The organism is Paracoccus sp. DMF-8 (assembly GCF_029309835.1).
In the GTDB taxonomy this organism is placed as follows: Bacteria; Pseudomonadota; Alphaproteobacteria; order Rhodobacterales; family Rhodobacteraceae; genus Paracoccus.
The window spans coordinates 1-21,613 of sequence record NZ_JARJHL010000011.1; the positions used below are offsets into that span (position 1 = coordinate 1).

General features: G+C 64.1%; 17 protein-coding genes and 7 pseudogenes. 18 read left to right on the forward strand and 6 right to left on the reverse strand.

Annotated elements, in window-relative coordinates; all coding sequences use genetic code 11:
* Positions 1–39 precede the first annotated feature (39 nt).
* From rpsK to PE067_RS11610, 17 genes and pseudogenes are all read left to right on the forward strand, one after another.
* Positions 40–429 carry a 30S ribosomal protein S11 gene (gene rpsK, locus PE067_RS11540; RefSeq protein ID WP_276189525.1) on the forward strand — a complete coding sequence of 130 codons (390 nt, stop codon included), beginning with the start codon at positions 40–42 and terminating at the stop codon, positions 427–429.
* A gap of 114 nt (positions 430–543) precedes the next feature.
* Positions 544–1,560: a DNA-directed RNA polymerase subunit alpha gene (locus tag PE067_RS11545; RefSeq protein ID WP_276189526.1), complete on the forward strand. Its 1,017-nt coding sequence runs from the start codon at positions 544–546 to the stop codon at positions 1,558–1,560.
* A 151-nt stretch (positions 1,561–1,711) separates the two neighbouring features.
* The gene (gene rplQ, locus PE067_RS11550; protein WP_276189527.1) at positions 1,712–2,134 is read left to right on the forward strand and encodes a 50S ribosomal protein L17; all 423 of its coding nucleotides are present in this window, start codon (positions 1,712–1,714) and stop codon (positions 2,132–2,134) included.
* Positions 2,135–2,446: 312 nt separating this feature from the next.
* Positions 2,447–3,058: an autoinducer binding domain-containing protein gene (locus PE067_RS11555; protein WP_276189528.1), complete on the forward strand. Its 612-nt coding sequence runs from the start codon at positions 2,447–2,449 to the stop codon at positions 3,056–3,058.
* 59 nt (positions 3,059–3,117) lie between these two features.
* Complete coding sequence (locus PE067_RS11560) at positions 3,118–3,708, forward strand: acyl-homoserine-lactone synthase (protein ID WP_276189529.1); 591 nt, start codon at positions 3,118–3,120, stop codon at positions 3,706–3,708.
* A gap of 59 nt (positions 3,709–3,767) precedes the next feature.
* Positions 3,768–5,096: a replication-associated recombination protein A gene (locus tag PE067_RS11565; protein WP_276189530.1), complete on the forward strand. Its 1,329-nt coding sequence runs from the start codon at positions 3,768–3,770 to the stop codon at positions 5,094–5,096.
* Positions 5,093–5,467: a fluoride efflux transporter CrcB gene (gene crcB, locus PE067_RS11570; RefSeq protein WP_276189531.1), complete on the forward strand. Its 375-nt coding sequence runs from the start codon at positions 5,093–5,095 to the stop codon at positions 5,465–5,467. Before PE067_RS11565 ends, crcB begins: the two co-directional genes overlap by 4 nt.
* A pseudogene (locus PE067_RS11575) lies at positions 5,464–6,513 on the forward strand (RluA family pseudouridine synthase). Before crcB ends, PE067_RS11575 begins: the two are co-directional and overlap by 4 nt.
* Positions 6,513–7,172 (forward strand): HAD-IA family hydrolase, encoded by a 660-nt coding sequence (locus PE067_RS11580; protein WP_276189532.1) that lies wholly within the window; start codon positions 6,513–6,515, stop codon positions 7,170–7,172. The pseudogene PE067_RS11575 and the gene PE067_RS11580 overlap by 1 nt, the downstream one beginning before the upstream one ends.
* Positions 7,165–7,248: pseudogene (locus PE067_RS21865) on the forward strand (ATPase); the annotation flags it as partial. The gene PE067_RS11580 and the pseudogene PE067_RS21865, both read left to right, overlap by 8 nt.
* Positions 7,249–7,360: 112 nt before the next feature.
* Positions 7,361–7,603, forward strand: a complete 243-nt coding sequence (locus tag PE067_RS21870; protein WP_346429688.1) for an ATP12 family protein — start codon at positions 7,361–7,363, stop codon at positions 7,601–7,603.
* Positions 7,581–7,910: a hypothetical protein gene (locus PE067_RS21875; RefSeq protein WP_346429689.1), complete on the forward strand. Its 330-nt coding sequence runs from the start codon at positions 7,581–7,583 to the stop codon at positions 7,908–7,910. Before PE067_RS21870 ends, PE067_RS21875 begins: the two co-directional genes overlap by 23 nt.
* A 131-nt stretch (positions 7,911–8,041) precedes the next feature.
* A complete protein-coding gene (locus tag PE067_RS11590; RefSeq protein WP_276189533.1) occupies positions 8,042–9,067 on the forward strand; it encodes an amino acid ABC transporter substrate-binding protein in 1,026 nt (341 codons plus the stop codon).
* 130 nt (positions 9,068–9,197) lie between these two features.
* Positions 9,198–10,451 (forward strand): annotated as a pseudogene (locus tag PE067_RS11595) (ABC transporter permease subunit).
* An 812-nt stretch (positions 10,452–11,263) separates the two neighbouring features.
* Positions 11,264–11,911, forward strand: a pseudogene (locus PE067_RS11600) (amino acid ABC transporter permease); the annotation flags it as partial.
* 11 nt (positions 11,912–11,922) lie between these two features.
* Positions 11,923–12,696 carry an amino acid ABC transporter ATP-binding protein gene (locus tag PE067_RS11605; RefSeq protein ID WP_276189534.1) on the forward strand — a complete coding sequence of 258 codons (774 nt, stop codon included), beginning with the start codon at positions 11,923–11,925 and terminating at the stop codon, positions 12,694–12,696.
* A 77-nt stretch (positions 12,697–12,773) separates the two neighbouring features.
* The gene (locus PE067_RS11610) at positions 12,774–13,676 is read left to right on the forward strand and encodes a calcium-binding protein (RefSeq protein WP_276189535.1); all 903 of its coding nucleotides are present in this window, start codon (positions 12,774–12,776) and stop codon (positions 13,674–13,676) included.
* Positions 13,677–13,769: 93 nt separating this feature from the next.
* Here the strand turns inward: PE067_RS11610 and PE067_RS11615 are convergent, their stop codons facing one another.
* Entirely contained in the window at positions 13,770–14,630 is an 861-nt protein-coding gene (locus PE067_RS11615; protein ID WP_276189536.1) for a D-amino-acid transaminase, read from the reverse strand.
* A gap of 222 nt (positions 14,631–14,852) precedes the next feature.
* Here PE067_RS11615 and PE067_RS11620 point away from each other — a divergent pair.
* Positions 14,853–15,816, forward strand: a pseudogene (locus tag PE067_RS11620) (L-malyl-CoA/beta-methylmalyl-CoA lyase).
* A 121-nt stretch (positions 15,817–15,937) separates the two neighbouring features.
* Here PE067_RS11620 and PE067_RS11625 read toward each other — a convergent pair.
* The 5 genes and pseudogenes from PE067_RS11625 to PE067_RS11645 all read right to left on the reverse strand — a co-directional run.
* The gene (locus PE067_RS11625) at positions 15,938–16,273 is read right to left on the reverse strand and encodes a zf-TFIIB domain-containing protein (protein ID WP_276189537.1); all 336 of its coding nucleotides are present in this window, start codon (positions 16,271–16,273) and stop codon (positions 15,938–15,940) included.
* A gap of 91 nt (positions 16,274–16,364) precedes the next feature.
* Complete coding sequence (locus PE067_RS11630; protein ID WP_276189538.1) at positions 16,365–17,927, reverse strand: ABC transporter ATP-binding protein; 1,563 nt, start codon at positions 17,925–17,927, stop codon at positions 16,365–16,367.
* Positions 17,924–18,748 (reverse strand): ABC transporter permease, encoded by an 825-nt coding sequence (locus PE067_RS11635; protein ID WP_276190015.1) that lies wholly within the window; start codon positions 18,746–18,748, stop codon positions 17,924–17,926. The genes PE067_RS11630 and PE067_RS11635 overlap by 4 nt, the downstream gene beginning before the upstream one ends.
* Positions 18,745–19,687: pseudogene (locus tag PE067_RS11640) on the reverse strand (ABC transporter permease). The gene PE067_RS11635 and the pseudogene PE067_RS11640 overlap by 4 nt, the downstream one beginning before the upstream one ends.
* Positions 19,688–19,754: 67 nt before the next feature.
* A pseudogene (locus tag PE067_RS11645) lies at positions 19,755–21,365 on the reverse strand (MFS transporter); the annotation flags it as partial.
* Positions 21,366–21,613: the final 248 nt, after the last annotated feature.

Below are 21,613 nucleotides of genomic sequence, written 5' to 3' on the forward strand. Positions count from 1 at the left end.
AAACCCATCGCCGGCAAGAAGAAATAAGGGGGCACAGGAATGGCACGCGATAAGACCCGCATCAAGCGCAAGGAACGCAAGAACATCGCTTCGGGCGTCGCGCATGTGAATTCGTCGTTCAACAACACCAAGATCCTGATCTCGGACGTGCAGGGCAATGCGATCTCGTGGTCGTCGGCCGGCACCATGGGTTTCAAGGGTTCGCGGAAATCGACCCCCTATGCCGCGCAGATGGCCGCAGAAGATGCAGGCAAGAAAGCGCAGGAACACGGCGTCCGCACGCTGGAAGTTGAAGTTCAGGGCCCCGGTTCGGGTCGTGAATCGGCCCTGCGCGCGCTGGCTGCTGTCGGGTTCAACATCACCGCGATCCGTGACGTCAGCCCCATCGCGCATAACGGCTGCCGCCCACCAAAGCGCCGCCGCGTCTGATTTCGGACAAATTCAGGCGTCCTGCGCATTTTGCGCGGGGCGCTCTATTCGCATTTCACCTCGGGCGTTCCCGGCTTTCGGACATGGGCTGGGAACTGGTATGGAGGCCAACGCATGATCCGCAAGAATTGGGCTGAACTGATCAAGCCGACCCAGCTTGACATCAAGCCTGGTGCAGATGCGACCCGCGTGGCGACCGTCGTCGCCGAACCGCTGGAGCGGGGCTTTGGCCTGACGCTTGGCAACGCGCTGCGCCGTATCCTGCTGTCGTCGCTGCAAGGCGCGGCAATCACCTCGGTCCAGATCGACAACGTCCTGCACGAGTTTTCCTCGGTCGCGGGCGTGCGCGAGGATGTGACCGATATCGTCCTGAACCTCAAGGGCGTCACGCTGCGCATGGATGTCGACACGCCCAAGCGCCTGACGCTCTCGGCCAAGGGTCCGGGCGAGGTGCGCGCTGGCGACATCACCGAAACCGCAGGCATCCAGGTCCTGAACCGCGACCACGTCATCTGTCACCTTGACGAGGGGGCGGAACTGCACATGGAACTGACCGTCCAGAACGGCAAGGGCTATGTCGCGGCCGACAAGAACCGTCCCGAGGATGCGCCCATCGGCCTGATTCCGATCGACGCGATCTTTTCGCCGGTGAAACGTGTCAGCTACGAAGTCACGCCCACCCGCGAAGGCCAGGTGCTGGATTGCGACAAGCTGACGATGAAGGTCGAAACCGACGGTTCGCTGACCCCGGAAGATGCCGTGGCCTATGCCGCGCGCATCCTGCAGGATCAGCTGTCGGTCTTCGTGAACTTCGAAGAGCCCGAGCAGGCTGGCCACAAGGATGCCGACGACGGTCTGGAATTCGACCCGCGTCTGCTGAAAAAGGTCGATGAGCTTGAGCTTTCGGTCCGTTCGGCGAACTGCCTGAAGAACGACAACATCGTCTATATCGGCGATCTGATCCAGAAAACCGAGGCGGAGATGCTGCGCACCCCGAACTTCGGCCGCAAATCCCTGAATGAAATCAAGGAAGTGCTGTCGGGCATGGGCCTGCATCTGGGCATGGATGTCGTGGATTGGCCGCCGGAAAACATCGAAGACCTGGCCAAGCGTTTCGACGACCAGTTTTAAGGGAGTGGTGGGGTAAAACCCCACCCTACGACCACCGGTAGGGTGGGGTTTCACCCCACCTTTCCGAGCCCTGGGCAATCTTGCCCCAAGGAGAGTGGCCCGCACGCATGGGTTGCCCGGACAAAGCAAAAGACGTGAATAGGAGATCATCATGCGTCACGCCAGCGGTTACCGCCGCCTGAACCGTACCCACGAACACCGCAAGGCGATGTTCGCCAACATGGCCGGCTCACTCATCGAGCACGAGCAGATCAAGACGACCCTGCCCAAGGCCAAGGAACTGCGTCCGATCATCGAAAAGCTGATCACCCTTGCCAAGCGCGGCGATCTGCACGCCCGCCGTCAGGCCGCCTCGCAGCTGAAGCAGGATCAGCATGTCGCGCGCCTGTTCGAAATCCTCGGCCCGCGCTTCAAGGAACGCAATGGCGGTTACGTCCGCGTCCTGAAGGCCGGTTTCCGTTACGGCGACATGGCGCCGATGGCGATCATCGAATTCGTTGACCGTGACGTCAGCGCCAAGGGCGCTGCCGACCGCGCGCGGCTGGAAGCCGAAGAGGTTTCGGGCGAAGAATGATTCGCCTCGGCCGCTTCGCGGTCATGAAAACGATCCGGATACCCCGAAGATCTGTCTTCGGGGTATTATTTTTTCGTGATGGGTGCTGGCAGGCTCTGGGCGAAAAGTGACCGAAGGGCGATCAGGCAGCCAGTTGGCGCGGCGAAAACCGCAAAAGACCGCTGGAATCGCCAAAATCCATGCCTAAATGAAAAAGCATCAGAATCTTCGCCATCGTCCGGGTATTGTGGACTTTTTAACTTATTTCCGACTAGACTGGGCCATCCATACGATACTCATGGATGTCCCCGGGCACAATTTGTCTAAAGAGATATGTCTTCACGCGCTGAAATCAACGCAATCCTGCAAAAGCTGAGGAAGCTGTCCCCCTCGGGCTACTTCATCGGATTGCATATCCGTTTCGCTGCACCCCTCATGCAGTTCCAGACCTATCCGGAAAAGTGGTCTCAGCGCTATTCCGAACGCGCATACGCTTTGCGCGACCCCACGATCGCCTGGGGCTTTTCGACGACGGGCGCCTGTCGATGGAGCGTGTTGCCGATCCCGGATCCCTTTTCGATCCTGCAGGACGCCGCCGATCACGGCCTGACCTATGGACTTGCCCCATCGCACGGCCCGATGCAGTCGCGCACCATTGCCTGTTTCACACATAACAGGCGAGAATTCACGGATGACGAGATCGATGCGGTCTCGACCATGATACGACGGCTTCACGACATCACAGAGCCGCCGGAGAGCCTGACGAAGGCTCAACAAGAAGCCCTCCGGTGTATCGCGGAAGGGGATCGTCATGCGGCAGCGGCTGCTAAACTTGGGATCACGGAAAGCGCCTTCAAGGCGCGGCTGATATCGGCGCGGGAAAGACTGATGGCCCGCACGACGGCCGAGGCGCTGCAGCGGGCCAAGGATTACCGTCTTCTGTAGGGCGGTGCTCAATCGTTCGCATATGCCTGAGGGTTACCCCTAAACCCCAGGAGACGACCATGCAAACCACCACGCTTTCTTACTCGAACCTGCACAACCACGGCGAACTGTTCGCAAATGTCTTTCGCGCTCGCAAACAGAGCTTCATCATCCAGAAAAACTGGGATCTGCCCCAGACCGACGATATGGAGTTCGACCAGTATGACACCCCCTTCAGCCGTTGGGTGGCTATCCATGACTTCGACCGCGTCCTTGCCGGTGTCCGGCTGACCCCTTCGACCGCCCGCTGCGGCATGTATTCCTACATGATCCGCGATGCCCAACTGGGTCTTCTGGGCGGTTCGATCCCCAAGGACCTGCTGGATGATGTCGCGCCGGTCGAACCCGGCACATGGGAGGCCAGCCGCCTGTTCGTCGACCATTCGACCCCGCAGGCGCAGCGCCGCAGCGTCCACAAACACCTTCTGCAAGAGATGACCGGCTCTGCTCGCGCGCTTGGTGCGGTCAAGCTGGTCGCGCTGGTCGCGGCGACATGGCCGCGCTGGCTGCTGCCGACGGGTCTGGATGTCCAGCCTCTGGGTCGGGTGATGTGGATTGATGACGGCTATTTCCAATGCGTCTCGATCAACCTCGCGGCCAAGATGCACTAGGCCGATGCGGGCCGCGGGGGCTTTTACCCCCGCGGCCTCCGGCGTAACATCGCGCCATCATGGCAGATCTTTTCGACGGTCCGGAACCAGCCGCCCCTGCGGGCCGACCAGCCGCCAGGCCGCTGGCCGACCGCATCCGGCCGGCGCAACTGTCCGATGTCATCGGGCAGGCGAAGCTGCTTAGCCCGGACGGCCCGCTTGGCGCCATGCTGGCGGCGGGCAGCCTGTCGTCGCTGATCCTGTGGGGGCCGCCCGGTGTCGGCAAGACCACGATCGCGCGTCTGCTGGCGCGCAGATCGGACCGGCATTTCGTCCAGATCTCGGCGATCTTTTCGGGCGTCGCCGACCTGCGCAAGGTGTTCGAGGCGGCGCGGCTGCGCCACGATCAGGGCCGCGGCACGCTGTTGTTCGTGGATGAGATCCACCGTTTCAACAAGGCGCAACAGGACAGCTTCCTGCCCTATGTGGAGGATGGCACCATTGTTCTGGTCGGCGCCACCACGGAAAATCCCAGTTTCGAACTGAACGCGGCGCTGCTGTCGCGCGCGCAGGTGCTGATTCTGGAACGGCTGAGCCTGACCGATCTGGAACTGCTGGCGCAGCGGGCGGAAAAGGACATGGGCCGCGCGCTGCCGCTGACAGGCGAGGCGCGCGACCGCCTGCTGGAAATGGCGGACGGGGACGGGCGCGCCGCGCTGAACCTGATCGAACAGGTCATGGCCTGGAAGGTCACGGGCAAGCTGGATCCCGACGCCCTGTCGAAACGCCTGATGCGGCGCGCGGCGAAATACGACAAATCGGGCGATGAACATTACAACCTGATTTCCGCCCTGCACAAATCGGTGCGCGGCTCTGACCCGGATGCCGCGCTTTACTGGTTTGCCCGCATGCTGGAGGGGGGCGAGGATCCGCGCTATCTGGCCCGCCGCATCACCCGCATGGCGGTCGAGGATATCGGTCTGGCCGATCCCGCCGCGCAGCGTCACTGTCTGGATGCCTGGGCGCTTTACGAACGCCTTGGTTCCCCCGAGGGAGAGCTTGCCTTGGCGCAGGCCGTGGTTTACCTCGCCCTGGCGCCGAAATCCAACGCGGTCTATGTCGCCTACAAGGCCGCCCGCGATCTGGCGCGGCGCACGGGCAGCCAGATGCCGCCCGCCCATATCCTGAACGCCCCGACCGAATTGATGAAGGGGCAGGGCTACGGCGCGGGCTATGCCTATGACCATGATGCCGAAGACGGTTTTTCGGGGCAGAATTATTTTCCGGACGGCATGAACCGCCCGGTCCTCTATACGCCGGTCGAACGCGGATTCGAACGGGAACTGAAAAAGCGCGTGGAATGGTTCGCCGGCCTGCGCCAGAAGCGGCGCGGAGCGGAGCGCAAATGAACAACACATTCCTGCATGTCGCCCTGGGCGGCGCGATCGGTTCGGTTGCGCGCTACGGCGTCAATATCATGACGACGCGGCTGGCGCCGGGGCTGCCCTGGGGCACATTGACCGTGAATATTCTGGGCTCCCTGATCATGGGGCTGGTTGCGGCGTGGTTCGCCCTGCGCGGCGGGCAGCATCTGGCGCCTTTTGTGATGACCGGGGTTCTGGGCGGATTCACGACCTTTTCCGCCTTTTCGCTGGACACGATGACCCTGTGGGAACGCGGTGACCAGATGCTGGCCCTGGGCTATGTCTTCGGCTCGGTCATGCTGTCGCTGGCGGCCATCGCGCTTGGCCTTTCGGCCGGCCGGGCGTTGCTGGCATGAGCGCGGTTCAGGTGGTCCGCATCGGCGCGGACGAAGGCGACCAGCGGCTGGATCGCTGGCTGAAGCGGAAATTCCCGCAACTGACGCAGGGCGCCGTCGAAAAGATGTGCCGCACCGGGCAATTGCGCGTCGATGGTGGCCGGGTCAAGGCCAACACCCGGATCGAGGCGGGGCAGGAGGTCCGCGTGCCGCCGCTGCCGGATGCACCGCCCGAACCGCGCGCCCGCGCGGGTCAAGGCCCTGAACAGTTCGGATGCCGAGATGATTCAGGCTGCCGTGCTGTGGCGCGACGAACATGTCATTGCGCTGAACAAGCCGCCGGGCTTGCCGTCGCAGGGCGGATCGGGGCAGGGCAATCGTCACGTCGATGGCCTGACCGAGGCGCTGAAATTCGGCTACAAGGAACGGCCGAAACTGGTTCACCGGCTGGACAAGGACACCTCTGGCGTCCTGCTGCTGGCGCGCACCGACCGCGTCGCCCGCGCCCTGTCCGAGGCGTTTCGCCACCGTGCCACCCGCAAGATCTATTGGGCGGCGGTGGCGGGCGGTGCCGAGATCCGCGCATGGGTTCGATCAAATACGGGCTGGCCAAGGCGCCGGGGCGTGGGCGCATGGGCGAAGGCGAAAAGATGATCTGCGTCCATCCCGCCCGCCTGTCCGAGGTCGAGGGCGCAAAGCGCGCCCACAGCGATTATGCGGTGCTGGATGCGCTTGGCACGCGCGCGGCATGGGTCGCGCTGGTGCCGATCACCGGGCGCACCCATCAGCTGCGCGCCCATATGGCCGAAATCGGCCATCCGATTGTTGGCGATGGCAAATATGGCGGCTCGGGTCAGGAAAACCTGGGCGATGGCTGGGGGGCGCAACTGGGCGGCGAAATCAGCCGCAAGCTGCATCTGCATGCGCGATCCATCCGGTTCGAGCATCCGATCACGAAAAAGCCGGTCACCATCACCGCGCCGCTGCCCGAACATATGCTGCGCACCTGCGAAACCTCGGGCTGGTCGGAAAACGACGTGCCCGCCGATCCCTTTGCCGAGGAATGATGAAACTGGTCGTCTTTGACGTGGATGGAACGCTGGTCGACAGCCAGCAGATGATCGTCGGCTCGATGAATGCGGGTTTCGAGGATGCGGGCCTTGCGCCCATCGACCGCCAGCAGGTGCTGTCCATCGTCGGCCTGTCGCTACCTGTCGCCGTCGCCGAACTGACCCCGGATGTCGCGCCCGAAACCCGACCAAAGGTCGTTGACGGCTATCGCGCCGCCTTTCAACGCTCGCGCATGCACGAAGGCGCGCCGTTGTATCCGGGCGCGCAGGACTGCCTGGACATGCTGGCCGCCCGCGACGATATCCTGCTGGCCATCGCCACGGGCAAAAGCCGTCGCGGTCTGGATGCCCTGGTCGAGACGCATGGCTGGCAGCCGCTGTTCGTCAGCCGCCAGACGGCGGATTTCCACCCCTCGAAACCGCATCCGGCGATGTTGCAGGCGGCGCTGGACGAGGCGCGGGTTGCCGCGGATCGCGCGGTGATGGTCGGCGATACCGAATTCGACATCGCGATGGCGCTGTCCGCCGGGACCGGGGCTTATGGCGTCGGTTGGGGCTATCACCCGTCCGCGCGGCTGCTGTCGGCGGGTGCGGCGCTGGTCGCACCGGATTTCGCGGTGCTGTCGCGTGCCTTGCAGGAGTGGGCGGATGAGTGAGTGGAAAGCCCGCCGGTTCTGGAAACAGGCCAGTGTCACCCGTGAAGGGGACGGCTGGACGGTCTTGCTGGACGACAGGCCCCTGCGCACCCCCGGCAAGCAGCCGCTGATCGTCCCGACCGAAGCCTTGGCGCAGAGCCATTGCCGCCGAATGGGACGCGCAGGGCGATATCATCCAGCCCGGTCAGATGCCGCTGACCCGCGCGGCGAATTCCGCCATCGAAAAGGTCCGTCCCCAGCAGCAGGCGGTGGCGGCGATGCTGGCCGAATACGGTGGTTCCGACCTGCTGTCCTACCGCGCCGACCAGCCCGAGGCGCTGGTGCGTCGTCAGGCCGAAGGCTGGGACCCGCTGATCGACTGGGCGGCGACCGAACTGGGCGCGCCGATCCGCATCACCGCACGGGTCAGTGCATGTACCTCAGGACGATGACAGCCTGCGCAAATTGCGGGCAGAGGTCGATGCGCTGGACCCGTTCACCCTGACCGCGCTGCATGATCTGGTGACGCTGCCGGGGTCGCTGATCCTGGGTCTGGCCGTGCTGAAAGGCCGCCTGACAGCCGAGGAATCCCATGCGCTTGCCAGCATCGACGAAAAGTTCCAGGCCGAAAGATGGGGCGTCGATGACGAGGCAGAGGCGGCCGCAGCCGGGCGTTTGCAGGCAATTCGCGACGCCGAAAGGTTCTGGATGCTGCTGCAGGCCCAGGGGGGACCCAGCGTCAGCAGCCCAGAGCCTTGACGCCGGGGCGCGGGTTCCTTCATGCTGAATGTCGAGGACGCCGATATCACTGGGGCCCCCTCTGGATTGATCGGTGCGCCTATAAAAGGCGTTACCAAGGTCGCGCCATAAACATAACAGTGGGGAAATTCATGAAGAATACGGTCTTTCTCGGGTCAGTGACCGCTGCGGCGCTGGCGGCAGGCGCGGGCTTTGCCGCCGAAGGGGATACGCTGAAAGAGGTGCTGGCGCGGGGCGAACTGAACTGCGGCGTGAACACCGGCCTTGTCGGCTTTGCCGCGCCGGACGCCAATGGCAACTGGACGGGCTTTGACGTCGCCTTTTGCAAGGCGGTCGCGGCGGCCGTTCTGGGTGACCCGGCCAAGGTCAAATATGTTCCCACGACCGGCCAGACCCGCTTCACCGCCCTGTCCTCGGGCGAGGTCGACCTGCTGGCGCGCAACTCGACCTTTACCTTCCAGCGCGACACCGACCTCAAGCTGGACTTCATCGGCGTGAACTATTTCGACGGTCAGGGCTTCATGGTGCGCAAGGATCTGGGCGTCAGCTCGGCCAAGGAACTGGACGGCGCGACCGTCTGCATCCAGACCGGCACCACGACCGAACTGAACCTTGCCGACTACTTCAAGTCGAACAACATGAGCTATCAGCCGGTCAATATCGACAGCAACGCCGAAGGCGAGCAGCAGTATCTGGCTGGTGCCTGCGATGCCTATACGACCGATGCCTCGGGTCTGGCCGCGACGCGGGCGGCCTTTGCCGATCCGGAAAACCACATCATCCTGCCCGAGATCATCTCGAAAGAGCCGCTTGGGCCGGCGGTGCGCCACGGCGACAACAACTGGGGCGACATCACGCGCTGGACGCTGTTCGCGCTGATCGCGGCCGAAGAATATGGCGTGACCTCGGCCAATATCGACGAATTGGCGAAATCATCGACCAACCCCGAGGTGCAGCGTCTTCTGGGCACCACCGACGATCTGGGCAAGATGATCGGCCTGAATGCGGACTGGGCCAAGAACGCCATCAAGGCGGGCGGCAACTATGGCGAAATCTTTGCCGCCACGATCGGCGAACAGACCCCGATCGGTCTGGCGCGGGGCCTGAATGCGCAATGGACGCAGGGCGGCCTGATGTATGCGATGCCGTTCCGCTGATCGCATCTGCTGTCATCGCGATGTGCGGCCCCTGCGCTGCACATCGCCAAGGCAAAACGACTGAACAATAAAAACGTCCTGGCGGAACGGATGGCGCAAAGTCACCGTAGCCGGGGAACAGGGGAAAAACATGGTCGCAAACACGGAGGCGGTTGACCCGCCGTTCCGGTTGTCGATGCTTATCTATGATCGACGCTGCCGGGCTTTGACCATTCAGGCGGTCGTCTTCATTCTGGTCATGCTGGTCGCCGCCTGGCTGGTGCGCAATACGATCAACAACCTTGCCATCGTGGGCAGGCCTTCAGTTTTGATTTTCTTTTCCGACGCGCGGGTTACGATATCCCGCAACAGCTGATCCCCTATAATTCGGATGACACGCATCTGCGGGCGACCATGGTCGGCCTGCTGAACACCCTGCAGGTGTCGATTCTGGGCTGTATCGCCGCGACCGTTCTGGGGGCTTTGGTCGGTGTGCTGCGCCTGTCGTCGAACTGGCTGATTTCGCGGATCATGACCGTCTATGTCGAGGTTTTCCGCAACGTCCCCCTGCTGCTGTGGATTCTGGTGATCCTGGCGGCCTTTACCGAAATCCTGCCGCCGCCGAATGCCTATCGCGGCGAAACCCCGCAGGCGACGATGCTGCTGTTCGACACGATCGCGCCGACGAACCGCTATACGGCGGTGCCGACGCTGGCGATGACCGAACAGTCCCGGCGCGATCAGCCTGGGGCGCGAGACGCTGAACTGGGCATGGGTCGTCTTTGGCCTGGTGTTGCTGGCGGGGATCTATGTCCGTCGCCTGATTTCAGCCTGGGCCGGCCGCGTTCAGGACCAGACCGGGCGCCGCCCGACGACATGGTGGATGCAGATCGCTGTCTTTCTGGTGCCCTTCCTGCTGCTGACCTGGTATTTCGGCCTGCATCTGGAGCCGCCGGTGCTGCGCGGCTTCAACTTTACCGGCGGCATCAATCTGGACAATGCGTTCGTGGTGCTGTGGCTGGCGCTGACCCTGTATACGGCGTCCTTTATCGCGGAAATCGTGCGTTCGGGCATCATGGCCGTCAGTCGCGGCCAGTCCGAGGCCGCCGCCGCCCTTGGCCTGCGTCCCGGCCGCACCATGTCGCTGGTCATCCGGCCGCAGGCGCTGCGGGTCATCATTCCGCCGCTGATTTCGGACTATCTGAACCTGACCAAGAACTCGTCGTTGGCCATCGCCGTCGGCTTCATGGATCTGCGCGGCACGCTTGGCGGGACGACGCTGAACCAGACCGGACGGGAAATGGAGGCGATGATCCTGATGATGGGGATCTATCTGGCGCTCAGCCTGCTGATTTCCGGCGGGATGAATTTCTATAACAGCCGCGTCAAGCTGAAGGAGCGTTGAGATGAGCGAGACACACGCCCAAACCACCGCTTACGTCCGCGACATGATGATCCCGCCCGAACCACCGCCCGCATCCGCCGCGGGGCCGGTGCTGTGGCTGCGCAAGAACCTGTTTTCCGGCCCGGCTGAACATTGCCCTGACCGTCGCCGGTGTGGCGATCATCTGGGCGGTTTTCAATCTGGTCTGGCCGTGGTTTGCCCATGCTGTCTGGAACGCGTCGAGCATCAACGAATGCCGCCAGATCATCGCCGAAAGATGGGGGCCGGATGCACATGGCGCCTGTTTCGCGGTGATCCGCGAACGCTGGCATCAGTTCATGTTCGGCTTTTATCCACGCCCCGAATACTGGCGCCCGACGCTGGCCTTTGGTGCGCTGTTTCTGGCCCCGACGCCGGTTCTGTTCGGCGACAACCAACGTATCCGCCGCATCGTCATGGCGATTGCCGTGATCGTGACCGTTGTTCTGCGCCAGTTGCTGCAGGCCACGACCGGGCAGTTGGTCTTTGTCGCGGTGCTGCTGCTGGCGTGGGTCGCGCTGAACGAAATGCTGCCGCGCGCGGCGCTGCTGGCCACGGTCTGCTATCCGTTGCTGAGCGTCTGGCTGCTGTGGGGTGGCTCGATCTGGACCGAGGTCGGGGTTCTGGCAGGCTTTGTCCTGGGCTTTGTCGTCTGGCTGCTGCGGTCGGACAGGCTGGGCATGCTGGCCGTCGCCGCCGGGGCGGTCGTGACCGTGCTGTGGTGGCTGTTCGCGAACGCCGCCTTTGCCGGGCTGCTGCATGGCATCGCGCCGATTGCCCTGCGCGCCGTCCCCTCGACCCAGTTCGGCGGCTTTGTGCTGGCGATCACCATCGGCGTATCAGCCATTGCCATGTCGCTGCCTCTGGGGGTGATCTCCGGCGCTGGCGCGGCGTTCCGATCTGCCCATCGTGAAAACATTCGCGGTGATGTTCATCGAATTCATCCGGGGCGTGCCGCTGATCACGCTGCTGTTCGTGGCGTCCTTGCTGCTGAACTATTTCCTCGCCGCCGGGCACCAGTTTCGACATCATCCTGCGCGTCATCATCATGGTCACGCTGTTCGCCGCCGCCTATATGGCCGAGGTGATCCGGGGCGGTCTGGCCGCCCTGCTCGCGCGGCCAGTATGAGGCCGCGGATGCCCTGGGGCTGGACTACTGGAAGGCGCAGCGCCTGATCATCCAGCCGCAGGCGCTGAAGATCAGTATCCCTGGCATCGTGTCCACCTTCATCGGGGTGTTCAAGGACACCACGCTTGTCACCTTCGTCGGCCTGTTCGACCCGCTCAAGGCGATGGCCGACACCGTGCGCGCCAGCTTTGAATGGAAGGGCGCCTATTGGGAGCCCTATGTCTTTACCGGTGCCATCTTCTTCATCCTCTGCTTTGGCATGTCGCGATATTCCATGTATCTCGAACGCAAGCTGAAGCGCGACCATCGCTGAGAGGTATTCACATGAGCCAACAACAGACCCTCGCGCCGCTGACCGATGGCGATTACGCGATCGAGATCCGCAACATGAACAAGTGGTATGGCACGTTCCATGTGCTGCGCGACATCAACCTGTCGGTGACGCGCGGCGAACGGATCGTCATCGCCGGGCCTTCGGGTTCGGGGAAATCGACCATGATCCGCTGCATCAACCGGCTGGAGGAACACCAGAAGGGCCATATCTTCGTCGATGGCGTCGAACTGACCAACGACCTGAAAAACATCGACAAGGTGCGTTCGGATGTCGGCATGGTGTTCCAGCATTTCAATCTGTTCCCGCATCTGACCGTGCTGGAAAACTGCACGCTGGCTCCGATCCGGGTGCGCAAGGTTCCCAAACGGCAGGCCGAGGAAACGGCCATGCATTTCCTTGAAAAGGTCCGCATCCCCGAACAGGCCAGCAAATACCCCGGCCAGCTGTCGGGCGGTCAGCAGCAGCGCGTCGCCATCGCGCGGTCGCTGTGCATGCAGCCCAAGATCATGCTGTTCGACGAACCGACATCCGCCCTCGACCCCGAGATGATCAAGGAGGTTCTGGACACCATGATCGAACTGGCCGAGGACGGCATGACCATGCTGTGCGTGACCCATGAAATGGGTTTCGCGCAGGCCGTGGCGCATCGGGTCATTTTCATGGATCAGGGCCAGATCGTCGAACAGAACACCCCGACCGAGTTTTTCAACAACCCGCAGTCGGAACGCACGAAACTGTTCCTCAGCCAGATCCTGGGGCACTGAAACGCGGGTTGCCGCACCGGCACGGCCCGGTCTATGGTGCGGCATCTTGCTGCCTTGGGGGTTTCTGAATGAACCAGATGCTGTTTTTGATGCTTGGTCTTGCCGGTCTGGCGGGGCTGGGCGCGCTGATGTCCAGCAATGACGACAACGAACCCCCCGAAGACCCCGAAGATCCCTATGGTGACCGCGAGGTCATCGAAGGCACCAGAGACGAAGACGTCGACGACACCATCACCGGATCAGACGCGGATGAGGCGATCCTGGCCTATGACGGCGACGATCTGGTCGATGGCGGCGCGGGCGACGACCGGATCTGGACCGGCTATGGCAACGATACCGTCGCGGCGGCGGCCGGTAACGATCTGGTCTATCTGGGTGGCGACGACGACCTGTATGGTGCCTATAATCCCGGTTTCGACGAAGGCCAGGACACGATTTCCGGCGGCAGCGGTCGGGATGTCATCATCACCAACGGCGGCACGCATGAAATCTATGGCGATGGCAATCCCAACGACGTCAACGACAATGACGACGATTATGGCAGCAATGATTCCATCTACGACAATGGCGGCACGGTCTATGTCGAAGGCGGTTACGGGGACGATCTGATCTGGTCGCCCGACGCTTCCGACCCCGAGGCCCCGGATACCCTGCTGGGCGGCGATGGTGCCGATACGATCTATGCGGGTGCCTATGATATCGTCGATGGCGAACGCGGCAGCGATGTCTATATCCTCGACGGCACGGCCGGCGGTCCCGCCGATATCACCTGGGGCGGCAATGACCGGATTCAGGTGCTGCTGCCCGACGGATATGAGGGCGAGGGCGAAGTCGCCTTTGAACAGGATGGCGACGACGTGGTGATGACCGTGGACGGCAATCAGATCGCCGTCCTGCGTGATGCGGATGTCAGGGATGTGCGCCACACCATCATCAGCGAAGACGACCTGCCGGTTCCGCCCTGGGTCGAGGGCAGCTAAGGCCCCGCTGGCGCAGGAAAAAGGTCCGGCGCAGGACAAAAGGCCCGCCCCGTTCGTCGGGGCGGGCCTTGTCGATTCCGGGCGGCGCTGGCGTCAGACGGCTGCCTTGCGCGATTCATCCAGATAGATCTCGCGCAGGCGGGTCGCGACCGGGCCGGGGGTGCCGGTGCCGACCTTCACGCCATCGACCTCGACCACCGGCATGACGAAGGCCGATGCCGAGGTAAAGAATGCCTCATCCGCGGCCTGCGCCTCGGCGATGGAAAAGCTGCGTTCCTCGATCTGCAACTGCGCCTCGCGGGCGAAACGCAGCAGGGATGCGCGGGTGATGCCGTGCAGGATGTCGTTGGACAGCGCGCGGGTGATGATCTTGCCGCCCTTGACAATATAGGTGTTGTTCGAGGTGCCTTCGGTCACCAGCCCGTCCTCGACGAACCAGGCGTCATCGACGCCGCGATGCTTGGCCTCCATCTTGGCCAGCGACGGATACAGCAGTTGCACGGTCTTGATGTCGCGGCGGTGCCAGCGCAGATCGGGGATGGAAATCACCTTGATGCCGATCTTGGCCTGCGGGTTGTCGGCCAGACCGGGTTTCGATTGCGTGAACATCACCACGGTCGCGGGCGTGTCGTCAGGCGGAAAGGCGAAATCGCGGTCGCCGGGATTGCCGCGCGTGACCTGCAGATAGACCATGCCTTCGTCGATGTCGTTCAGTTCGACCAGCTTGCGATGGGCGTCCAGATATTGCGCCTCTGTCAGGGGGTTGGTCATCTGCAATTCGTTCAGGGAACGGGTCAGCCGGGTCATATGGGCCGCGAAATCCAGCAGTTTGCCGCCCAGCACGCTGGTCACCTCGTAAACCCCGTCACCCATGACGAAACCGCGGTCGAAGATCGACACCTTGGCCTCTGTCTCGGGCAGGTATTCGCCGTCAAGGTAAACTGTGCGCGCCATGTTGTCCTATCCTTTTGTGATGTGCCGCCGACCTGTTCGGGTTTACCCCCGTTCTGGTCCGGCGCAACAGGTTTCGCCGGGTTCCTGACCATTTGGTGGTGAATGCGGGTGCAGAAACAGGTGTGGGTCATGCTGCGGATGCGAAATGTCCTTGAAGGTGTCGGGGCAATAATCTAACGATCAGGCAGCAATCTGCGACATATCATTGCCAAAGAGGTTTGCATGTCCTTTCGCACCCAACCCCCCGCGCCCGCCCGTCTGAACCGCTGCCAGCTTTTCGGCCCCGGCTCGCGCGAGGCGCTGTTTGAAAAGATGGCGGGGTCTGCGGCGGATGTGATCAACCTCGATCTGGAAGATTCCGTCGCCCTCGACGATAAGCCGCAGGCGCGCAGGAACATCATTCAGGCCATCGGCGATATTGATTGGGGCAACAAGACGCTTTCGGTGCGCATCAACGGGTTGGACACGCCCTTCTGGTATCGCGATGTCGTCGATCTGCTGGAACAGGCGGGCGACCGGCTGGACCAGATCATGATCCCCAAGGTCGGCAATGCGGCGGACGTCTATGCCGTCGATGCGCTGGTCACCGCGATTGAATCCGCCAAGGGCCGGGCCAAGCGAGATCAGCCCGGAGGTCATCATCGAAACCGCCGCAGGCATCGCCCATGTCGAAGAGATCGCGGCCTCCAGCCCGCGCCTGCAGGCGATGAGCCTTGGCGCCGCCGATTTCGCGGCCAGCATGGGCATGGCCACGACCGGCATCGGCGGCACACAGGAAAACTATTACATGGCGCGCGAAGGCCAGAAATACTGGTCCGATCCGTGGCACTGGGCGCAGGCCGCGATTGTCGCCGCCTGCCGCACCCATGGCGTGCTGCCGGTTGACGGGCCTTTCGGCGATTTCAGCGATGAAGAGGGCTTCCGCGCGCAGGCCCTGCGTTCGGCGACTCTGGGCATGGTCGGGAAATGGGCGATTCACCCCAAGCAGGTCGCTCTGGCCAATGAAATTTTCTCTCCCGGTGAAAAAGCGGTGAAAGAAGCGCAGGAAATTCTATCTGCGATGGAAGATGCGAAAAAAAGTGGTGCCGGAGCGACGGTATACAGAGGTCGACTTGTTGACATCGCGTCCATTCGTCAGGCACAAGTGATCGTGCGGCAGGCAGAGTTGATCGCCAGCCAGCAATAGAATGCCCGGGCGGCCGTGCGGGAGGCACCGCTGCCCAATCGAGGGAGGGAGACAGGCCCTGCGCCAGCGCGGGGCCTGTTGCGCTCTGTGCCCCCCGATCACATGTCCGGTGACGCGCCGGTCAGAAATCGAACAGATCCGACAGAAAGGATTCGCGGCGCTTGCCGTGATGGCCCCGCCCGTCGCGCCCGTCGCGATCATCGCTGTAATAGCGGCGGTCGTCGTCGTCATGGCGGCTGTCGCGCCGATCATCACGCCTGTCGTCACGCCGATCTTCCCTGCGGTCATCACGTCTGTCATCGCGCCGGTCGCTGTCACGCCCGCCCGCCGCGCGTTCGACGATCTTGTCCAGCTCGCCCCGGTCCAGCCAGACGCCCCGGCATTTCGGGCAATAGTCGATCTCGACTCCGTTGCGGTCGGCCATGACCAGGGTTTCACCGTCGATCGGGCATTGCATGATGCGTTCCTTCCTGATGTCGCGGGTTCGACATGGGCGCGCGGCGCGGGTGCTGCAAGGGGCTGGCTTAACCGTGATCGGCGGCAGGCGCTCAATCCGCGGGAATCCGCGGAGTGGCCGCGACAAGCTGCCGCGTCGCGGGATGGCCGGGCGCGGTCATGACCTGTCCGGTCGGGCCGGTTTCGACGATCCGCCCCTGATCCATGATGCAGATCCGGTCGGTGATGCGGCGCACCACGGACAGGTCGTGGCTGATGAACAGATAGGCCAGCCCGTGATCGCGCCGCAGCCAGGCCAGCAGGTCCAGCACCTGCGCGCGGACGCGGACATCCAGCGCGCTGACCGCCTCATCCAGCACGATCAGGCGCGGGCGGATGACCAGCGCGCGGGCGATGGCGATGCGCTGGCGCTGGCCGCCCGAAAACTCGTGCGGAAAGCGGCGCAGGGCATCGCGGGGGATGCCGACCTCGGCCAGCGCCTGCGTCACCCGCGCGCGCCAGTCGGCGGGGCGGCCGGTCAGGTGAAAGGGTTCGGCGACCAGATCCTCGACCCGCCAGCGCGGATCGAAGCCGCCACAGGGATCCTGAAAGACGCATTGCACCATCGCGCGCAGATCGCGGCCCATCCGTCCGGCGCGCACCGGCTGGCCGTCCAGCAGGATCTGCCCGCCCTGCAGCGGATCCAGCCCGAGGATCATGCGCGTCAGCGTCGATTTCCCGCAGCCCGATGGCCCGACCAGCCCAAGCGATTCGCCCGCATGCAGGGTCAGGCTGACATGATCCACCGCGCGCAGATGCCTTGGCGTGCCGAACCAGCCGCCGGGCAGGGCGTAATCGCGCACCGCGTCCTGCACCTGCACCAGCGGCGGCCCGATCTGCGCCGCAACCGCCGCCGGCTGGTGGTCCGAGGCCGCGAAAAGTTCGCGCGTATAGGCGTGGCGGGGCTGGCGGAACAGGGTCCGGGCCGGGCCCGCCTCGACGATCCGGCCGTCCTGCATCACCGCCACGCGATCCGCGATTCCGGCGGTCACGGCAAGGTCATGGGTGATCAGCAGCAGCGCCATGCCCTCGTCCCGGACAAGGCCGCGCAGCAGGTCAAGGATCCGGGCCTGCGTCGTCACATCCAGCGCGGTCGTCGGCTCATCCGCGATCAGCAGGTCGGGGCGCAGGGCGATCGCCATCGCAATCGCGACGCGCTGGCGCTGACCGCCCGACAGCTCATGCGGATAGAGCGACAGGGAAAGCGCGGGGCCGGGCAGGCCGACGCGGTCCAGCCGGTCCCGCGCCTGTGCCTGCGCGGTGCGGCGGTCGGCGCCGGTATGGATGCGGATGACCTCGGCCACCTGATCGCCGATGGTCATCAGCGGGTTCAGCGCGGTCATCGGCTCCTGAAAGATCATGGCGATGCGCTTGCCGCGGATGCGGCACAGCTCATCCTCGGGCAGGGACAGCAGGTCGCGCCCGTCCAGCGTGACCCGGCCTGTCGCGCGCGCGCCCTGCGGCAGCAGGCCGATCAGGGCCAGCGCAGTCATCGACTTGCCCGAGCCGCTTTCCCCGACCAGCCCGGTGACCTGACCCGGTTCCAGCCGCAGATCGACGCCTTGCAGGACGCTGCGGCCGGCGATGGTGACGGACAGGTTGCCGGCCTCGATCATTCCGCGCCGCCGTTGTTGCGGGTCAGTCTGGGGTCCAGCGCATCGCGCAGGCCATCGCCCAGCAGGTTCAGCCCCAGCACGGTCAGGACGATGCACAGCCCCGGAATGATCGCGACATGGGGCGCCATCATCGCCATCGTCTGCGATTCCGCCAGCATCCGCCCCCAACTGGGCAGCGGAGGCTGTGCGCCAAGGCCGACATAGCTCAGCCCCGCCTCGGCCAGGATGCCAAGGCTGAACTGGATCGTGGCCTGCACGATCAGCAGGTTTGCGACATTGGGCAGGATATGTTCCAGGCTGATCCGCGCATCGCCCTTGCCCGCGACATGGGCGGCGCGGATATAGTCCAGCGTCCAGACCGGCAGCGCCGCCCCGCGTGTCACCCGCGCGAAAACCGGGATGTTGAAGATGCCGATGGCGATGATCGCATTCACCGCCGACGGGCCATAGGCCGCGGTGATCAGGATCGCGATGACCAGACTGGGAAAGGCAAAGACCAGATCGTTGCCGCGCATCACCACCTCGTCCAGCCAGCCGCCGCGCCGGGCCGCCGCGACCAGCCCCGAGGGCACGCCGACCCCCGCCCCGATCCCCACCGCGACCAGCGCCACTGTGATGGAAACCCGCGCGCCCACCATCAGCATCGACAGGATGTCGCGCCCCAGATGATCGGTCCCCAGCAGATGCGCGGCCGAGGGCGGCCGCAGCCGTTCCGCGACGCTGATCTGCGTGACGTCCCAGGGCGTCCAGACCAGCGACAGCAGCGCGGCCAGCAGGATCGCGGCAAAGATCGCGCCGCCACCAGATCGCGCAGCCTCTATCTGCGGCGCAGCCTCGGGTCGGTGGCGGCATAGGCCAGATCGACCAGAAAGGTCACCAGAATGACCGCCGCGACCAGCACCAGAACCGCCGATTGCACGGTGATCAGGTCGCGCTGGTTGATCGCCTGAAAGATCATCCGGCCCAGACCGGGCAGGGAAAAGACGTTTTCGATGATGATCGCCCCGGCCAGCAAAAAGGAAAACTGCATCCCCATGATCGTCAGCACCGGGATCAGCGCATTGCGCAGCGCATGGCGGCGCAGGGCGCGCCCGGCCGAAAGCCCCTTGGCGCGGGCGGTGCGGATGAAGTCCTGATCCATCACCTCGATCAGGGCGGAACGCAGGACGCGGGCCAGAATCGCCGCCTGCGGCAGGGCCAGCGCGACCATGGGCAGGATCAGCGCACGCAGGGCGGCGGCAGGGTCGCCCCAGCCGGGAAACCCGCCCGAGGGCAGCAGCCGCCATTGCACGGCAAAGACCAGAACCAGCAGGATCGCGAACCAGAAATTCGGCAGCGCAATGCCAAGCTGGGTCGCTGCCATGACCGTGGCATCGCTGCGGGTTCCCCGGCGCGCGGCGGCGCAGATGGCCACGGGAAACGCGATCAGCACCGACAACGCCAGCGCCCCCGCCGCCAGCGGCAGCGACACCTGCATCCGGTCCAGGATCATCTGCCCGATCGGTGTCCTGTAGGTAAAGCTGGTGCCGAAATCCCCGCTCCAGAACCCCGCCCAGCCAATGCGCGTAGCGCAGCGCAAAGGGCTGGTCCAGACCCATCTGCTGGCGCAGCGAGGCCAGCGTTTCGGGTTGCGCACCGGTCCCCAGCACATAGCTGGCCGGATCGCCTGGCACCATCTCGACCACCGAAAACACCACGAGGGATGACGCCAGCAGGCTGAGGCCGAACGAAATCAGCCGCCGCAGCAGATAGCGCGTCATGGCGCGGCCCCCGGGAAACCGGATGCAAGGGTGCGGGCCTTTGTCGCGGCACCTCGATCTTGCCGATCAGGGGCATGTCGTCGTCGGGCGAAACGGTATGACGCTCGATCAGGCGATGGACATGGGGCGCGCCGGGGCCTTTGTGCAGTTTCGCAAGTTCCTCGGTGACGGTGGAATCGGCCTTGGTGCGGCGCATGTTGTGGCGGACATATTCGTCCCAGGTCGCGATATGATAGCTTTCCGACCAGATCGCCGGGTTTTCCAGATCGCGCAGCAGCGCCCAGTTGCGCGCCCGTCGCGGCGGCGGATGTTGCGGCGCCGGGCCATCAGCTCAAGGAATTCGGGCGCATCCTGCTGGTCGATGTGATAGTCGATCATGACCATGATCGGCCCCGACCGCCCGCGCAGATCCAGCCGCAATTCGGGTTCGCGAAAGCGGTTGGCCGGGTCCAGATCCAGCGTGCCGAATTCGGGGACGGACAGCCAGCGCCCGACCAGTGCGCCGATCAGCAGCGGCACGGCGGCCAGCGCCAGTGCGGTATCCGTCCCCGATGCGCTGGCGACCGAACCCCAGATCCACGACCCCGCCGCCATCCCGCCAAAGGTCGCGGTCTGATACAGCGCCAGCGCCCGCGCCACGACCCAGCGCGGCGTCGACAACTGGACCGAGACATTGAACAGCGACAGCGCCATGACCCTGCCCATCCCGGCGGGCAGGATCGCCAGCCCCTGCAGCCAGATGCTGTCGGTAAAGGCCAGCGCCAGCGCCGCCACCACGAAACTGGCGAATGAAATCTGGACGATGATTTCATTCGACAGCCTTTCGCGGATGATCGGATTGGCGACCGCCCCCAGAATGGCGCCGACGCCGTAGCAGCCCAGCAACATCCCGAACAACAGCGACCCGCCCTCGGCATGGATTTCGCGACCAGCGGCAGCAGCACCGGGATCGAGACGGCGGAAAAGCCGAACAGCCCCGCCCGGATCAGCACGCGCACCAGATTGGGCGACAGCGCGACATGGCGCAGCCCCGCACCGACCGCGCTGACGAAAGGCTCGCGCGAGATTTCGCGCTTTGGCGCAGGCGGTCGCCACAGCAGCAGCGCCGCCATCAGGGGAATATAGCTGAGCGCATTGACACGAAAGCCGCAGCCGCCCCCCAGGCCGCCGTAATGATCCCGCCCGCCGCGGGCCCGACGCTGCGCATCAGGTTGAACCCGACCGAATTCAGCGTCACCGCGCCGGGCAGATCCTCGCGCGGGACCAGATCGCCCATGCTGGCCTGCCAGGGCGGGTTATACAGCGCCTGACCCATGCCGATCAGAAAGGTGAACGCCAGCAGCAGCCAGGGCGTCATCAGCCCCGTCCATGCCGCCACCGCCAGCAGCGCCGAAACGATTGCCATAAAGGCCTGCGCCCCGATCAGCAGCGTGCGGCGGTCGAAATTGTCGGCCAGCGCGCCAGAGGCCAGCGCGAACAGCATGATCGGCAGCGTGTTCGACGCCTGCACCAGCGCGATCAGCGTCGGCGAATCCGTCAGTTGCGTCATCATCCAGGCGGCGCCCACCGCCTGCACCAGCCCGCCGAAATTCGAAACCAGGGTGGCCGACCACAGCGTGCGGAAATCCTTGTGGCGAAACGGGGCGAGCGGATTCTTGCGATCGGACAAAGCTGGCATTCCGGTATGGTGACGGCCCTAACTTAACACTGACGCGCCCGGCTGCAATCTTGGCCAGGGATGCCGCAAATCCGGGCAGGTCAGGCCGTCGCGATTCTGTCGATTCGGTTCTTTCTTTCACGTTTTCGGACTATCCGTGAATATTTCGTCAGATATTCGCCATGTTGCCGGATGATCTTGCGTGTAATTCCTGGTGGACGGGCTGAAACGGGATTTCTTTTCACGCCGAACGCCTATCCTTGCCAAAG

What these genes read in the sequence shown, in the direction of transcription:
- rpsK (WP_276189525.1), top strand. Translation starts at nt 40, where the DNA reads ATGGCACGCGATAAGACCCGCATCAAGCGCAAGGAACGCAAGAACATC.
- PE067_RS11545 (WP_276189526.1), top strand. Translation starts at nt 544, where the DNA reads ATGATCCGCAAGAATTGGGCTGAACTGATCAAGCCGACCCAGCTTGAC.
- rplQ (WP_276189527.1), top strand. Translation starts at nt 1,712, where the DNA reads ATGCGTCACGCCAGCGGTTACCGCCGCCTGAACCGTACCCACGAACAC.
- PE067_RS11555 (WP_276189528.1), top strand. Translation starts at nt 2,447, where the DNA reads ATGTCTTCACGCGCTGAAATCAACGCAATCCTGCAAAAGCTGAGGAAG.
- PE067_RS11560 (WP_276189529.1), top strand. Translation starts at nt 3,118, where the DNA reads ATGCAAACCACCACGCTTTCTTACTCGAACCTGCACAACCACGGCGAA.
- PE067_RS11565 (WP_276189530.1), top strand. Translation starts at nt 3,768, where the DNA reads ATGGCAGATCTTTTCGACGGTCCGGAACCAGCCGCCCCTGCGGGCCGA.
- crcB (WP_276189531.1), top strand. Translation starts at nt 5,093, where the DNA reads ATGAACAACACATTCCTGCATGTCGCCCTGGGCGGCGCGATCGGTTCG.
- PE067_RS11580 (WP_276189532.1), top strand. Translation starts at nt 6,513, where the DNA reads ATGAAACTGGTCGTCTTTGACGTGGATGGAACGCTGGTCGACAGCCAG.
- PE067_RS21870 (WP_346429688.1), top strand. Translation starts at nt 7,361, where the DNA reads ATGCCGCTGACCCGCGCGGCGAATTCCGCCATCGAAAAGGTCCGTCCC.
- PE067_RS11590 (WP_276189533.1), top strand. Translation starts at nt 8,042, where the DNA reads ATGAAGAATACGGTCTTTCTCGGGTCAGTGACCGCTGCGGCGCTGGCG.
- PE067_RS11605 (WP_276189534.1), top strand. Translation starts at nt 11,923, where the DNA reads ATGAGCCAACAACAGACCCTCGCGCCGCTGACCGATGGCGATTACGCG.
- PE067_RS11610 (WP_276189535.1), top strand. Translation starts at nt 12,774, where the DNA reads ATGCTGTTTTTGATGCTTGGTCTTGCCGGTCTGGCGGGGCTGGGCGCG.
- PE067_RS11615 (WP_276189536.1), bottom strand. Translation starts at nt 14,630, where the DNA reads ATGGCGCGCACAGTTTACCTTGACGGCGAATACCTGCCCGAGACAGAG.
- PE067_RS11625 (WP_276189537.1), bottom strand. Translation starts at nt 16,273, where the DNA reads ATGCAATGCCCGATCGACGGTGAAACCCTGGTCATGGCCGACCGCAAC.
- PE067_RS11630 (WP_276189538.1), bottom strand. Translation starts at nt 17,927, where the DNA reads ATGATCGAGGCCGGCAACCTGTCCGTCACCATCGCCGGCCGCAGCGTC.